Below are 15,177 nucleotides of genomic sequence, written 5' to 3' on the forward strand. Positions count from 1 at the left end.
CCAACCCGAGCAAGCGGAAGCGCGACGCGCCCGTGCCTGGCACGGGATGCGATATGACGGCAGTAGCGTTGGGATGGAGTGGTTCTAGCGGACGGCCGGCACGCGGCTGTCGATGATGCCGCTGAGGCGGATCGCCAGTTCGACGGCGAAGCGCTGTTCGGGCGTGTCGAGCTTGATGCCGAACAACTCCTCCATGCGCGACAGACGGTAGCGCAAGGTAGTGACGTGCAGCCCGATGGCGTCGGCGCAGGCCTGGCTGCGGCAGCCTTCGCGCAGATAGGCAAACAGCGTGTCCAGATAGGGCGTGCCGTGCTCGCGATCATGCGCGATCAGCGCGCCGACGCTTCTGTCGACGAAGTTGCGCACGTCGGGCACGTCGGCGGCGGCGACCAGCATCGGCAGCGGGCCAAAATCCTGCCCGGCGAAAACGCCGGTGCGTCCGAAGGAGCGACCGATGCGGATCATGCGGCGGCAGCGTTCCCACGCGGTCGGGTAATCGGCCAGCACCGCGCACGTCTCGGAAACCAGCACCGCCGGCTCACGCTCGAAATAGCGGCCCAGCTCCGCCGCGATCTTGCTCGGCAATTTCGCGAGACGGACGCTGTCCTGCCCGGCATCGTCCGCGACGAGACAGACAAGGCCGCCTTCCACGGCGATAACGGTGCCCGCTACGCCCACCTGTTCCAGCAGTCGGACGAGGGCATGATGGGGATCGGCAAGACCGCCGCTGCCGTCCTTGGCCTCATCGGCGTAGTCGACGACGATCAGTCTTTGGGGCGCGGTCAGGTTGACCCCCAACCGACGGGCTCGATTGACGATATCGGCCTCATCGCGCCAGCGGCGCTCGACGACTTCCAGGAAGAGCTCGGTCAGCGATCTGGTCTCGAAGCGGAAGCGGACGAAGCTGCGCATCATCTGCACGCTGAGCGCGAATTTGGCGCTGTCCAGCAGCATCTGGTCGAGCTGGCCGGACTGCTGCGGCGTCGGAAAAATCATCAGCGCGCCAACCACTTCGTCGTCGATGGTCAGCGGCTCGATGCGCACTGAAAGCTTTAGCCGGTGCTTGCCGTCGTCGACGAACAAAGTCTCGTTCTGGCGCGCTTCCGAGGCGCCGCGCGCGACCTTGAATATCTGCCGGTTGAGTGCGCCGCCGACGGCCTGTTGCCAGGCCGCGGCATCGAAATGCGCTTCGCTCGGCGAGCGGCCGGCCACGACCAGATTGGCATGGAAATCGATGACCACGACCGGATTGGGCAGCAGCTCGCCGACCTTGTCGGCGAGCGCGGCCACCGATCCTTCCGACAGCGCCTGCTGCAGCAGCGAGGTGTGCGCGGCCAGGGCGCGCTGCAGGCGCTCGCCGGCCTGCTTCTCCTGGCGCAGGCGGTGCTGCTTCTCAACCGCGATCTCGCCCAGATGCACGATCATGCCGATGAAGGCGATATCCTCGGCGCTCACTTCGGTGATTTCGCGCGAGACGACGGTCAGCACCATCGGCCGGCCGTCTTCATCGACGCAGTTCATCGGCATGACGAGCACGCTGCGGTAGTCGCGCTCGAACGCCTCGCGGCGATAGCCGGGAAACTCCTCGGACACCCGCGCGTCCCTGATATAGACCGGCTCGTTGCGATTGAGCGCCACGATCGAAGGACTGGTCGCCAGTTCCCAACGGTCCGGCAAGGTGCGCTGGATGAGCGTCGGGTCGTGGCGCACGATGACATAGGCGTGGCCATGCGGCGCATCGATGCTCATGATCGAGCCCAGCGTCCATTTGGCATGGCGGCAGGCTGCCAGCACGAGGTCGCGCAGCACCGACTGGAGATCGCCACCCGAATTGATGAGGCTGGCGGCGTCCCGCAAAGAGAGAATTTGCGACTCGTGGTCCACGCCCGGTCTTCCGCCTCGCGAAGGCCTACTTAAGCCATCGCGGATATACCAACGCTACACCGCTTCCAAGCGGGGTGCACGCCGATTCTTCCTACGAACCGGAGGAATACCTGGCTGGCGGGCCTGACTAGGCTGGGCTTCCACCAACAGGGTTCGAAATCATGGAATTGCGCAAAATCAGCACCTTCATCGAGGAAGTGCATATCGAAGGCGGCAAGGCGGGCGCCAGGCCGGTAACCTCGATCGTCGTCGCCGCCGTCTTGCGCAATCCTTGGGCCGGGCGCGGCTTCGTCGAGAACCTGCGGCCCGAGATCGTGGCCATCGCGCCCCGGCTAGGCCATGAGCTGACGCGCCGCCTGCTCGAGCTCATGCCCGCGGAACGCATCGAGAGCTACGGCAAGGCCGCGGCCGTCGGCGTCGCCGGCGAGATCGAGCACGCCTCGGCCATGATCCACACGCTGCGCTTCGGCAATGTGTTCCGCGACGCCGTCGGCGGCACGACCTATCTCGAATTCTGCAACACCCGCAACGCGCCCGGCGCTCTGCTGTCGCTGCCGATGATGCACAAGAGCGAGAACGGCCGCCGCTCCCATTTCATCACCGCCAACTTCCAGATCGCCGACGGCCCGGCCGCCGACGAGATCGTCGTGGCCATCGGCGCGGCGGATGGCGGCCGGCTCCACCCGCGGATCGCGGACCGCTTTCAGGACATGAAGGAAATGGAGCAGGAGGCGGCAATCTAATTTCGCGCGCCGTCGCCGGAAGGCGGAGCGCGGATTGCCAGATTTGTCCTCACGGTGATGCCTGCGAGGCACCGTGGTTCCGCTGCGCCCTCTTGATGCGATCGGGGATATCGGAAGCCATGTCTGCGAGCTCGCTTATCTCCTGTAGATCAACAGCACGATACCGCCGGTCTCGGAAAAGGTTTCGTGCTCCGCACCGATAGCCCGGATGCAATACTGACCGGCGGTGTAGGTGTGGTCCTGGTCCGAAAACGAGCCCTCCAGCACCAGCACTTCCTCGAGCTGGTCGTGCGCGTGCATGGCGGAGCGGCTGCCGGGATCCAGCTTCATCAGGATCGTGGATTCGCCGCTCGCTTCATCCTTGTAGATTGTTTTCATTTGGACGCCCGGCTCGGCCTCAATCCACACCGCCGAATTGAGGTCGATGAAGCGAGAGCCACGCTCCACGCGATTTGTCAGCTCCTGAGTTGTCACCGTCTATCCTTTCCACATTCGGTTGCGCAGGCGTCTCGAAAACGTCGAGCTTTGGACCCATAGGCGCGACCTAGACCGCCGCCATGAAGCGGTGGCCGTCATAAATCGCGGCGTGGATGTTTCGGCTGGCCACGGCGTCGCCAATCCTGAACAGCTGGAAATCGGCGTCAGGGTTCTTGATCTTTTGTTGCGGCTGGATTGCGACAAGCGCCTTGTAGTCGACTTCGCCCAGGTTCTTCGAAAGCGGCCGTAGCGCGAAGTAGAGGTCCTCCATGGGCTTCGTACCGTTTTCTATGACGACCTGGTCGACAATCTTCTCCGAAAATTCCTTCGTGTAGTCGTCGAGGAAGATCGCGGCGATCTTGTTGCCGCGGCGCTCCAGCCGTTCGATGCGCAAATTCATCGTGACCGTTGCCTTCGCCTTTGCCAGCGCCTTGAAATAGGCGGGGTAGGTCGTTGCGCCGATATCGGGGGCCAACATTCTCGTCGGCGTCACAAGCTCCAGCTCCGCGCCGGCGTCCACGATGAATTCGGCTGCGGTCATCGCGGCTTGAGAGCCGCCGTCATCGTAGATCAGCACGGATTTGGCGACCGGCACGCCGCCGCTCAATATATCCCAGGTGGTGGTCGCCAGGTCCTGGCCATCGTAGACGCAATCCAGGTTGGGCAGTCCGCCCGTAGCCACCACGACGACGTGGGGCTTTTCCTCCACGACATCGCGCTCTTCGGCGTAGCGATTATATTCGATATCGACACCAAGGCGGTCGCATTCGGCGAGACGCCAGTCGACGATGCCGAGGATCTCGCGCCGCCGCTTCAAGGCCGATGTGATCAGGATCTGGCCGCCGGCCTTGGGGCCGGCCTCGAAGACCTTGACCCGGTGACCGCGCTCCGCGGCGACGCGCGCGGCTTCAAGGCCGGCAGGGCCTGCTCCGACGACGACGACCTTGCGGATCGGGCCTTCGCTCTTTGCGATGATGTGCGACAGAGTGCCCTCTCGGCCCGTCGCCGCATTGTGCACGCAGGACGCCTGGCCCGGATAGATCGAGTCGATGCAGTAGCCCATGCCGACGCAGGGCCGGATCTGATCCTCGCGGCCCTCGATGATCTTTCGGGTGATGTGGGGATCCGCCATATGGGCGCGTGTCAGCGCGACCATGTCGAGCTTTCCGCTGGCGATCGCGTGGCGAGCGGTGGCGACGTCCTGAATTTTGGCGGCGTGGAAAGTCGGAATGCCCACCGCTTGGCGAACCTCGCCGGCGAAATCGAGATGCGGCGCCGACGGTTTGCCCATGCCGGGAATGACGTGGCTGAGGCCTTCATCTCGCGAAGCATGGCCGCGAATGACGTTGACGAAGTCGATCATTCCGCTCGCGGCCAGGCGCTTTGCGATCTCCATGCCTTCGTTGGCCGGCAGCCCTCTGGGCATGGCTTCGTCGCAAACCATGCGCACGCCGACGATGTAGTCCTGTCCGATCCGCTTGCGGATCGCGGCGAGGATTTCCGTGACCAGCCGCATCCTGTTTTGCAGCGACCCGCCATAGCCATCGTCGCGCTTGTTGGTGGCCGGAGACCAGGAATGCGCGATGAGATGTGAGGCACATTCGAGCTCGAACCCGTCGAGCCCTGATTCCTTCACGCGCTCGGCGCTATCGGCGAACGCCGCGATCACCCGCTCGTAGTCCCAGTCCTCCATGGCCTTGGGGAACGCCCGGTGCGCAGGCTCCTGGATGTGGGAGGCGTCGATCATCGGCAGCCAGTCGTCCTTGTTCCAGCTGGTGCGGCTGCCCATGTGGGTCATCTGGATCATCACCGCCGCGCCGTGCGCGTGCACGTCGTCGGCGAGTTCGCGCAGCCATTTCACGACGTCATCCTTGTGAAGCTGGATATTTCCGAAGGCCTGCGGGCTGTCGATGTCGACGACCGCCGACCCGCCGATCATCGTCAGCGCCATCCCTCCCTTGGCCTTCTCGGCGTGGTAGAGCCGGTAGCGTTCCTTGGGCAGGCCGTCCTCGGTGTAGGCAGGCTCGTGCGATGTCGACATGATTCTGTTTCGAAGGGTTAGATGCTTGAGCTGGAAGGGCTGCAGCAGCGGATCGTTTGACATCTTAGAACTCGCTTGGGACAAGGCCATCAAACGACCGCCCCTTTTGGCGCATCGATGAGGATGAGGAGATTGCAAATGTCTTCTCACCAAAGGATTCGGTAAACTGCAATTTTTTTCATGGTACCATTAGAAAAGAATTCAGTTTTAGCGTTTTTGCGGTGCAACAATACCAGGGATTTTGCGGATATCTCTCGGTATATTGTACCATTACCGAAGATATATCATACCAGATCGAAAGCTTTAAAGGCAGTTGCTTATCCACGAAGCGTCGTGGATCGCAAAGGCACGCAAGCCCGATCCGGAGCTTCACCGGCGACGACGTTGGATGGCTACGCCAAGGCGCGGCTCTGCGCCGGCGGCCCAGCTTCGACAGCCGAAGACAATGCGGCCGTGATCTGCCGAAGCGAAACCGATCCAAGCGGTTTGCCGTGGGCATCGACGACGACGGCTTCGTCCTGGGTTGAGTTCGTCAGCTCTTTCGCGCCGGCCTCGAGCGTGGTGCCGGACTTCAGTTTCGGCAGCGATGCCTTGTCGGAGCACGGTGCAAGATCCATGACGGCGTCGACCTTGATGAACCGCCCGCGATTGACGTCCTTCACAAATCTCTCGATGTAGTCGTCGGCGGGTCGCAACAGGATGTCCTGGCTGTCGCCCTGCTGGATGATCGAGCCGTCGCGCAAGATGACGATCCGGTCGCCGAGCCGCAGCGCCTCGTCGAGATCATGGGTGATGAAGACGATGGTCTTTTTCAATTCCGTCTGCAATTCGAGCAGCATGGTCTGCATGTCGGTCCGGATCAGCGGATCGAGCGCCGAGTAAGCCTCGTCCATCAAGAGGATCGAGGCGTCGTTGCTCAGCGCGCGCGCAAGACCGACACGCTGCTGCATGCCGCCTGACAATTCCTCAGGATAGCGCGTCTCGAAGCCGGCAAGACCGACGCGTTCGATCCAGCGCATGGCCGTATCGCGGCTCTTCGCCTTGTCGACCCCGCGCACCTCCAGCCCGAACGTCACGTTGTCGATGACGCTCCGGTGCGGCAGAAGCCCGAAGCGCTGGAACACCATTGCCGTCCGATTGCGGCGGAACTCCCGCAGTTCCAGTTCGGACATCTCGAGAACGTTGCGCCCGTCGATGGTGATGGATCCGGATGTCGGCTCGATAAGGCGGTTGATGTGGCGGATCAGCGTCGACTTGCCGGAGCCGGACAGCCCCATGACGACCTGTATCTTGCCGGCCGGCATGGAGATGTTGATGTTGTTCAGGCCCAGAATGTGTCCATGGGTCTTCGCCAATTCCGCCTTGGTCATACCGCTGCGAACAGCCTCGACATGCTGCCGCGAGGCGCTGCCGAATATCTTGTAGAGATCGCGTATCTCGATTGACGTTTCGCTTCTACCCATGCGTAGCGCCCCGATGCTTCTGCAGCCGGCGCCCGTAGGCCTGGCTGATGCGGTCGAAGATGATCGCGATGCCGACGATGGCAAAGCCGTTGAAGATGCCTTGGGTGAAATACTGGTTGGCGATGGCCTGCAGCACGTTGAGGCCCAGCCCCTGCACGCCGATCATCGAGGCTATGACCACCATGCCGAGCGCCATCATGATCGTCTGGTTGATGCCGGCCATGATCGTCGGCATGGCGAGCGGGATCTGCACCTTCCACAGCTTTTGCGAGCGCGAGCAGCCATAGGCGTCGGCGGCTTCCAGCACCTCCTTGTCGACCAGCCGGATGCCGAGATCGGTGAGCCGGATGATCGGCGGGATGGCGTAGATCACCACCGCGATGAACCCCGGCACCCGGCCGATGCCGAGCAGCATGACGACCGGGATGAGATAGACGAAGGGCGGCATCGTCTGCATGACGTCGAGCACCGTCTGCATCACCGCGCCGACCCGCTTGTAGCGGTTCATCAGGATGCCGAGCGGGATGCCGATGGCAATGGCGAAGATCGTCGAGGTGAAGACGAGCGAGATGGTCTTCATCGCATCCTGCCACAGGCCGAGAAGGCCGATGGCGATGAGTGTGCCGACGACAGCGGCGACCACTGTCCAGCGCCGCGCCGCAAACCAGGCGATGGCGGCCAAAGCGAGCACGACCAGGGGCCAGGGTGCGTTGGAGATGGTGTTTTCGAAGAAGATGAGGACGCGAAGCAGCGGATAGAAGAAATCCTCGATCGACTGACCGTAGCTGCGTGTCAGCGCCTTGAGCGCGCTGTCGATGGCCCGCTTGACCGCAAGCAGCAATTCGGGGTCGAGCTGAGGGAATTTGAAAAGCCAATCCATATCGCGATGCCCCATCGTGAGTGCGCCATTGGCCACACAATGCCGGCCATAGCCGCGAGCAGGGAATATAGGCTGCGCCGGCAAACCGGAGCGCATAATGGAGGCCCTGAGATCCTCAGAGCCCCACTTGCCCGGTTGCAAGGTTTTAGAGCGCGGCCTTGACCTTATCGGCGACGTCGGCCGGGACCCATTTGGTCCAGACGTCCGGCATGTTCTTGATGAACCACTTGGCGCCGTCTTCGCCATTGGCCTGGTTGTCGGTCATCCACAGCATGACCTTGCCGACTTCAGCCTGCGTCCAGCTGCGCTTGGCGAAATAGTCCTTGACCGGGCCGATATCGTCACGCTTCGAGAACTTGCTGCTGGCCAGCGTCACCATCTCGGCCTGTTTCCAGTAGTTCGGCTTCGGGTCGGGGCAATCCTGCTTCGAGGTGCAACGCGCCCACTCGGCGTCGTCATGGGCCATCTCGAGGCGAACCATCGGATATTTCACCAGCAGCGATGTGGGCGCCCAGTACTGGGCGAGAAATCCCTGCTTCTGTTCATAGGCCTTGGAGATGACGCCATCGAGGGCGGCGGCCGAACCCGTCGGCACCAGAACGAAGTTGGGGTTGTTCAAGGCCTTGAAGAGCTGCGCCGTCACGACGGTGTCGCCCCAACCCTGAGGCCCCTGGATAACGCCGCCTTTCGAGGGATCTTCCGGCGCCGGGAACAGGTCCGGATGCTTCATGGCGTCGTCGACGGTCTTGATGTCGGGATGGGCGTCCGCGACATATTTGGGGATGTACCAGCCGGAAACCTGCCCGTCGCTGATCGCCGTGCCGATCTGGCTGATCCGTCCCTCGGCGGCGCCGTTGGTATAGACGTCGCCCAGAAGGCTGGGCGTCGATTCCGAAGAAATATCAGGCTGGCCCTTTTCGATCATCGCGGTGATCGTCGGCACGGTATCGCCCGCAACGGTCGTGGCGTTACAGCCATAGCCGTTCTTCAGGATGAACTGGTCGACATTCGACATGGCCTCGGCCGACTGCCAGCTGAAGACCGCCAATGTGATGTCGTCGCAAGCCGCGTGCGCGACTCCAGTACTCATCACAGCCCCGACAGAAAAGGCTGCAAGCAACAAGTTTCTCATTTGATTTCCCCATTGGTTGGCGCTTTGTCGTTCCGGCGCCAAGCCCGCGAGGGCAGTGGGCCGGTGAAGATGCCATTTGCGTCAATGAGCATTCCGTCGAGGCCCCGGACGGTAAAGGGCAATTCGATTCATGGATGTATGAGCGAGAAGAACGGCACGATCCTTGCGCCGCGTGACGCGTTTCAGGGCACCAAGCTACCTGGCGCGCAAGGATGGGTTCCGGCTGCGAGCCAGTGATCGCGCGCTTCTATCGATGTCGGATAGAGAGCAATTCCAGGAAAAGCGTGAAGCGGTTTTCCGTCCGGAATTGCGCAAAGCAGAATGCTCTAGTTGCACGCGTTTGCCACAAGCCAGTCCCGGAACTGCACGACGGCCCTGCGGGTACCTTGTCCCGAAGGGGTCACCGCATAGTGGTGACGGCCTGTTTCAAGGGTATGGTCGAAGGCGATTGTCAATCGTCCGGTGTCAATCGCCTGATTTACGATTGGTCGTTGCGCCAGAACGAGCCCCTCGCCCTTCTCGGCCGCCTTCTGGGCAAGCAGCTGATCGTTGACCTCCAGCGCGACAGGCAAATTCGGCGGCACCGGCACATTGAGCGCGCGCAACCATTCGCCCCAGCCAGGCCTTAGCCGGTACGGGTCGGTATAGTGGATGAGCGGGTGGGACAGCATCTCCGGGATCGAGTTGAACGGACCGTTATGCTCGAGAAACTCCGGACTGCAGAGCACCACGATGTGCTCCGCCCAGAGCCGCGTGCTGGTGCAGCCGGGCCAGTGGCCGTCGCCAAGGCGGATATGCACGTCGATGTTCGAGGAGGGTAGATCGGGATCGCGGTCGAGACAGCGGATCTCGATCTGCAGATTGGGGAGGTCCTGCCGCAGCTTCCCCAGCCTCGGCGCCAGCCACTCGACAGCAAGCACCGTGGAAACGCCGGCCACGATCTTGTCCCGGTGCACCGAACCGGAAATCTCGGCCAGAGTCTCGGATATGGTTCCGAAACCGCTGGCCACCGCCGAATAGAGCCGCACGCCTTGGGTGGTCAGGCTGAGCGTTCGATGTTCGCGCACGAACAAGGGATGCCCCAGCGCGGCCTCAAGCTGCTTGATGCCGTGGCTCACCGCCGGCTGGGTTATCGAGAGTTCGCTCGCGGCGGTCGAAAAATTCAGGTGACGCGCGGCGGCCTCGAACAGGATCAAACCGTGCAGCGAGGGTACCGATTGCCGGAAGGTTCTTCGGTCGTGACTCATATGTCCGCGAATCTAATGCTTCTTCGCCCCACCGGGCTGCGAGGGAATGCCAAGCTCATTGGATCATCCTTCAACCCCCCATTCAAGGATGCAGCCAAAGAGTGGCGAGCAACGCGCTTCTCCAGACGAGGCAGCAGTCGGATTACGACCTGCTCTCGCCGCGTTGGCCATCTTTGGTCGCGCGACAGGGACGCGCGCTGGAACTGAGCGCAGGAGAGCGGTCGGTTGCCGCCGGCATACATCAAAACAACGACTTAGGCGCGTTGCTCGAATCAGTTTCAGCGCGACGTGCTTCAGGAGTTGCCCGTCACGGCGATGCCGGCGAGCCGCCGTGGTTCTGCTGCGCCCGCTTGCCGAGATAGAGCTCCTGCATGACCGACGACTGCTTCAACTCTTCGATGCTGCCTGACGCCACGATGCGCCCGGAATTCATCAGATAGCCTTGCTCGGCCACCGACAGCGCCAGCCCGGCATTCTGCTCGACCAGAAGCACCGCCGCGCGGAATTTCTCGCGGACATCGATGATGATTCCCTGGAGCTCCGACACCAGCAGCGGCGACAGTCCGAGCGAAGGCTCGTCAAGCAAAAGGATGCGTGGTCTCGCCATCAGGCCGCGCGCGATCGCCAGCATCTGCTGCTGGCCGCCGCTGAGCGTACCGGCCTTGGCGCCGCGCTTCTTGGCAAGGATGGTGAAATAGCTCTCCATCAAAACGATGTCGGCCTCGATCGCATCCCTGTCCTTGCGGCAATAGGCGCCGAGCAGAAGGTTCTCGCGCACGCTCATGTCGGCGAACACATGGCGGCCCTCCGGCACCATCACGACGCCGAGCGTGGCCTTTTCGTCGGCGTGAAGCGTGGTGACGTCGCGGCCGTCGAAGGTCACCGTGCCGCGCCGCGGCTTCACCAGACCGGCGATGGAGCGTAGCAGCGTCGTCTTGCCGGCGCCGTTGGGCCCGAGGATGGTGACGATCCCATTTTTGCCGACCGCGAGCGAGACGTCGCGATTGACGGCGACGGGCCCATAGCCGGTATCGACATGCTCGACGGCAAGCAGGCTCATGACAGGGCCGCCTTCTTGTCCGGGCCGAGATAGACCTCGCGCACCTTGGGATCGGCGAGCACCTCGGCCGGCGGCCCCTCGGCGATCTTGGTGCCGAAGTCGAGCACGATAAGGCGGTCGCAGAGCTCAGACATCATGTCCATGTCATGGTCGATGAGGCAGACGCCGATGCCTTGCGGCGGCAGTTGCGCGATGACCGCCGCGAACGCCTGGGCTTCACTGTCGTTCAGCCCGGCGCCGGGCTCGTCGAGCAGCAGGAGCTCAGGCGAGACGCCGAGCGCGACGGCCAGCCCAAGGCGCCTAAGGCTGCCGAAGGGCAGCGATCCCGCGATCGCCTTGCCGAGCGGCGCCAATCCGACGAAGTCGAGGATCATGCCGGGCGAGGCCCAGCGGCTGCCGCCCCTCCTCCCTTGCTCCCAGGCGATCCGAACATTCTCGTCGACGGTCAGGCCCGGAAACGACATCGCCTGCTGAAACGTCCGCACCAGCCGCTTCCGCGCGATGCGATGGGCGCCGATATTGGTTATGTCCTGCCCCTGCCAGGATACCGTGCCGCCGGTCGCCGGATGGACGCCGGTGACGACGTTGAACAAGGTGGTCTTGCCGGAGCCGTTGGGACCGACGATGCCGACGACCCGGTCGGTGTCGATGTCGAGATCGATGCCGTTGAGCGCGACGACGCCGCCGAACTGCTTGCGCAGGCCCCTCACCTCAAGCGCGGCCATTCAAGCCTCCGCCTTGCCTGTCGAACCCGCCGGCGAGCGCGCAGTAGATGTTCTTGATGCCGGCGGCGACCCCGCCCGGCAGCAGAAGGATCACCAGGAGCAGGCAGACGCCGTAGGCGATGCGCGAATCGACGGGATCGAGGTTCAGCACCTCGGGCAGGAAATTGACGATGACGGCGCCGATCAGCGGCCCGTAGAGGTAGCGGGCGCCGCCCAGCATGACCATCAGCGCCAGATAGAGGCTGGGAAAGGCGCCGAACAGGGTCGGCGAGATGTGGCGCAGGTAATAGAGCTGCAGCACGCCGGCGAGGCCGGCGAACAGGCCTGAAACCATCAGCACGCCAAGCTTATGCAGGTCGACATTGATGCCGACCGAACGCGCCAGCTGCTCGTTCTCGCGGATCGCCCGCAACGTCCGGCCGTAGCGCGAAATGCCGATGAGATAGGTCGCGGCAAGCGCCAGAAACAGCGCCGCCAGGACCAGGTAGTAATTGTTGGAGAGCTTGTCGAAATTGATGCCGGGCAAGGGCGTTACCGACCCGACGTCGAGGCCGGTCGCGGATCCGGTGAAGGTGCCGCCATTGGTGAGAACGATGACGAACAGGGCGCAGAAGCAGAAGGTGATGATGATGTAATGCTGGCCGCCGACCCTCAGCGTCGGCAGGCCGATGACGCCGCCGACGATCGCCGACAAGGCCATGGCGAAGGGCAGCGACGTCCAGAAGCCCAGACCGAGCTGCACGGAGAGGATGGCCGAGGCATAGGCGCCGACCCCCATCAGCGCCGCATGGCCGACCGACATGATGCCGGCCTGGCCGAACTGCAGGCCGAGGCCGTAGAGCCCGATCGCCGTATAGAGCGTGGTGATGGCGATCGACAGGAAGCGGTAGCCGAGGCCGAGCCAGGGCAATGCGATGAGCAGCGCCGCCAGCAGGATTGCCGTGACCGCCTGGACGCCGGCCGGCAGGGGAACGGAGGCATTGTCCGCCGTCAGAAGCGCGAGGCGATCCCGGGCTCTGGCGCCTTCTGTAGCTGCGCCCGTCTTGGCGGCACTGTTGTCGGTCATGGGCATCGACATCTCACGATGCCTTGGGGCCGAGCGTGCCGCCGAGCAGGCCCTGCGGCCGCAGCACCAGGATCAGGATCATCACGACCAGCGAATAGGCATCGGTCCATTCCGGATAGCCGTATCCGGCGCTGAGGCCGTCCACGAGGCCGAGCACCAGCCCGCCGACGACAGCGCCGCCGACATTGCCCAGACCGCCGATCAGCGAGACCGCGAAGCCGCGGATGATGATGACGCTGCCGGTGAAGGGCGTGATCGGAAATAGCGAAATCATCAGGGCGCCGCCGATGCCGGCAAGCAGGCTGCCATAAATGAAGACGCCGGTGACGTAGCGACGCACCGGAATGCCCATCAGCTCGGCGGTGTCGCGGTCCGAAACGCTCGCCCGCAGGGCCATGCCGTAGCGGCTGCGCGAGATGCCGAAATAGGTGATCGCCACGATGACGGCCGTTATCGCGACGACGATCGCGCGCATGGCGATGATGTCGACGCCGCCGATCGTCCAGACCAGGCCGACCGGGTCGGTGATGCTCTTCTGGAATTCGTTGAAGACGCGGATGATCGCGTGCTGCAGGATCACGCTGAGGCCGATCGACATGATGAAGCCGTTCATCGGCCGGTTGAGCGTGAAGCGGAACAGGCATCTCTCGGCGGCAAAGCCGAGCGCGCCGACCAGCAGTCCGGCGAACACCAGCGCCACGAAGAAGTTCATGCCGGCGCCGACCATGAACCAGGTCGCCATGCCGCCCACCATCAGGAACTCGCCATGCGCGAAATTGACGATGCCGGCCAGGCCGAAGATCAGCGTGATGCCGATGCCGATCAAAATGGTGACGCTGGCAACCGAGAGGCTGTTCACCAGTTGCTGCACAAAAATGTCCATCGTCGAATCCGGTTGGCGAAACCTGCAGGGGAAGGATGGGCGGAACCTTCGCCGCCCATCCCGATGTCGGATATTTCAGCGGGCTGCCTCAGCCGCCATTGTCGCCGGGCGGCGGAGCGGCAGGCGGCTGCTCGACCGCGCATTTGAATTGGTCGGACGTGTTGGGCTCGACCATGCAGACCTCGGTCGCGAAGGTGACCTGGTGGTGCTTGTTGAAGACAAGCGGCACCGGCGACACGACGCCCTTGTAGTCCGACTTCAGGAGCTCTGCGACCACCGCGTCCGGATCGTCGATCTTGCCGACCTTCTCCAGCGCCTTGGCGTACCAGAAGAAGTAATCATAGTAGAGCAGCGAGACCGAGGACTGCGGACCCTTGGCGGCGCCGAGGCCGAAATACTTTTCGAAATACTGCTTCACCTCGGGGAACGGCGAGGAACCCCAGCAGACAGGTACGCAGCTCAGCGTCACCGGCACATCCGCCTTCAGGCTGCGCTCCTGATAGATGCCCGGATCGACGCCGAACAGGAAATAGGACGGCGCCACGCCGAGCTTGAGGGCTTGCGGGAAGGCGGTGAGCGTTGAATCGCCATTGTACCAGAAATGCACGATATCGGGCTTCATGCCCTTGATGCGGGTAAGCAGCGGCGAGAAGTCGGTCGTATCCGGCGGATATTGCACCAGGTCGACTTTCTGGCCCTCCGCTTCGAGCGCCTTGACGTAGTGCGAGGACAGATACTGCCCGGTCGCGTCGTTGCCGACGAACACCACCGAATGCTTCGGCGGCGACTTCAGCTGCGACGTCAGCAACGACAGCACGCCCTTGGCGGTGCTGCCGCTGCGCTGCCATTCCTGCGGTTCGCTCTGGAACGTGTAATGCAGCCAGCCATCGTCGGCGACCGCCTTGTCGTCGAGCACGGCGCCGAGCGAGCTGTTGCCGGAGAACTGCAGCACCTTGGCCGGGCCGGTGATCTTGGCCATCGACACCGAGAAGTCATGCGTCTCGGTGCCCCAGATCGCCTTGACGCCGATGTCGTTGACCAGTTCGCGCGCGGCCGCGATGGAGACATTCACATCGGTCCGGTTGTCGCGGATGTAGAGTTTGATCTTGTAGGTCTTGTCGCCGACCTTGATGCCGCCGGCGTCGTTGATCTGCTGCGCCGCCAGATTGGCCGCGCCGACAATGGTGTTGCCCGCCGAAACGAATGAGCCCGACTGCGCGGCGATAACGCCGATGGGCAGTTCCTCGTCGGCGCGGGCCGTCTGCAAAGCCATGGCGAGCCCCGCGGCCGCCATGGTCAATCCAAGTCCTAGCTGTCTCATGCATGTTCCTCCCGTTACATGGCCAACTTGTCATACAACCCTATTACCATGTAACAAGGCTGTCAACATGACTCCGCCTGGAGCGAACGATCGGGTGGCGTCGTGTCACCCCCTTTTCGTTCGTCCTTTTCTGATCTCAGCTTGGATGAGAAAAGTTCATCGCAGTCGGTGCGAGGCACCGGACAAGGATGTCCGACGCAGAGACATGCGCCGCGATCATAGCGATGATGAATGTGGCCTGGCCGTCGCCAAGGC

Annotated in this window: 13 protein-coding genes; 1 reads left to right on the top strand and 12 read right to left on the bottom strand. The window is 63.0% G+C overall.

All coding sequences use genetic code 11. The features are described from left to right. Positions 1-84: 84 nt before the first annotated feature. Positions 85-1,884 (bottom strand): helix-turn-helix domain-containing protein, encoded by a 1,800-nt coding sequence (locus KVT37_RS09480; RefSeq protein WP_217572045.1) that lies wholly within the window; start codon positions 1,882-1,884, stop codon positions 85-87. Between the two features lie 161 nt (positions 1,885-2,045). On the opposite strand from KVT37_RS09480, the gene KVT37_RS09485 reads away from it, so the two are divergent. Then, the gene (locus KVT37_RS09485; protein ID WP_217572047.1) at positions 2,046-2,627 is read left to right on the top strand and encodes an amino acid synthesis family protein; all 582 of its coding nucleotides are present in this window, start codon (positions 2,046-2,048) and stop codon (positions 2,625-2,627) included. Between the two features lie 135 nt (positions 2,628-2,762). Here KVT37_RS09485 and KVT37_RS09490 read toward each other — a convergent pair whose 3' ends face one another. The 11 genes from KVT37_RS09490 to KVT37_RS09540 all read right to left on the bottom strand — a co-directional run bounded on the left by KVT37_RS09490 (position 2,763) and on the right by KVT37_RS09540 (position 14,922). Next, positions 2,763-3,101 (bottom strand): cupin domain-containing protein, encoded by a 339-nt coding sequence (locus KVT37_RS09490; protein WP_217572048.1) that lies wholly within the window; start codon positions 3,099-3,101, stop codon positions 2,763-2,765. A gap of 70 nt (positions 3,102-3,171) precedes the next feature. Continuing rightward, positions 3,172-5,208, bottom strand: coding sequence for an NADH:flavin oxidoreductase (locus KVT37_RS09495; protein ID WP_217572050.1), 2,037 nt, complete (start codon positions 5,206-5,208; stop codon positions 3,172-3,174). A 329-nt stretch (positions 5,209-5,537) separates the two neighbouring features. Continuing rightward, positions 5,538-6,608, bottom strand: a complete 1,071-nt coding sequence (locus KVT37_RS09500) for a glycine betaine/L-proline ABC transporter ATP-binding protein (protein WP_217572052.1) — start codon at positions 6,606-6,608, stop codon at positions 5,538-5,540. Then, complete coding sequence (locus tag KVT37_RS09505; protein WP_217572054.1) at positions 6,601-7,488, bottom strand: proline/glycine betaine ABC transporter permease; 888 nt, start codon at positions 7,486-7,488, stop codon at positions 6,601-6,603. The genes KVT37_RS09500 and KVT37_RS09505 overlap by 8 nt, the downstream gene beginning before the upstream one ends. Before the next feature lie 145 nt (positions 7,489-7,633). After that, positions 7,634-8,620 (bottom strand): glycine betaine ABC transporter substrate-binding protein, encoded by a 987-nt coding sequence (locus tag KVT37_RS09510; RefSeq protein ID WP_217572056.1) that lies wholly within the window; start codon positions 8,618-8,620, stop codon positions 7,634-7,636. A gap of 326 nt (positions 8,621-8,946) precedes the next feature. Further along, complete coding sequence (locus KVT37_RS09515; protein WP_217572058.1) at positions 8,947-9,816, bottom strand: LysR substrate-binding domain-containing protein; 870 nt, start codon at positions 9,814-9,816, stop codon at positions 8,947-8,949. A gap of 358 nt (positions 9,817-10,174) precedes the next feature. Further along, on the bottom strand, positions 10,175-10,927 hold the full coding sequence (locus KVT37_RS09520) for an ABC transporter ATP-binding protein (protein ID WP_217572060.1): 753 nt from the start codon (positions 10,925-10,927) through the stop codon (positions 10,175-10,177). Beyond that, positions 10,924-11,652, bottom strand: a complete 729-nt coding sequence (locus tag KVT37_RS09525; protein ID WP_217572062.1) for an ABC transporter ATP-binding protein — start codon at positions 11,650-11,652, stop codon at positions 10,924-10,926. The genes KVT37_RS09520 and KVT37_RS09525 overlap by 4 nt, the downstream gene beginning before the upstream one ends. Then, a complete protein-coding gene (locus tag KVT37_RS09530) occupies positions 11,639-12,718 on the bottom strand; it encodes a branched-chain amino acid ABC transporter permease (RefSeq protein ID WP_217572064.1) in 1,080 nt (359 codons plus the stop codon). Before KVT37_RS09530 ends, KVT37_RS09525 begins: the two co-directional genes overlap by 14 nt. Positions 12,719-12,731: 13 nt before the next feature. Beyond that, positions 12,732-13,601: a branched-chain amino acid ABC transporter permease gene (locus KVT37_RS09535; protein ID WP_217572066.1), complete on the bottom strand. Its 870-nt coding sequence runs from the start codon at positions 13,599-13,601 to the stop codon at positions 12,732-12,734. 88 nt (positions 13,602-13,689) lie between these two features. Next, positions 13,690-14,922, bottom strand: coding sequence for an ABC transporter substrate-binding protein (locus KVT37_RS09540; protein WP_217572068.1), 1,233 nt, complete (start codon positions 14,920-14,922; stop codon positions 13,690-13,692). Positions 14,923-15,177: the final 255 nt, after the last annotated feature.

Source organism: Mesorhizobium sp. GbtcB19 (assembly GCF_019091085.1).
GTDB lineage: Bacteria > Pseudomonadota > Alphaproteobacteria > Rhizobiales > Rhizobiaceae > Mesorhizobium.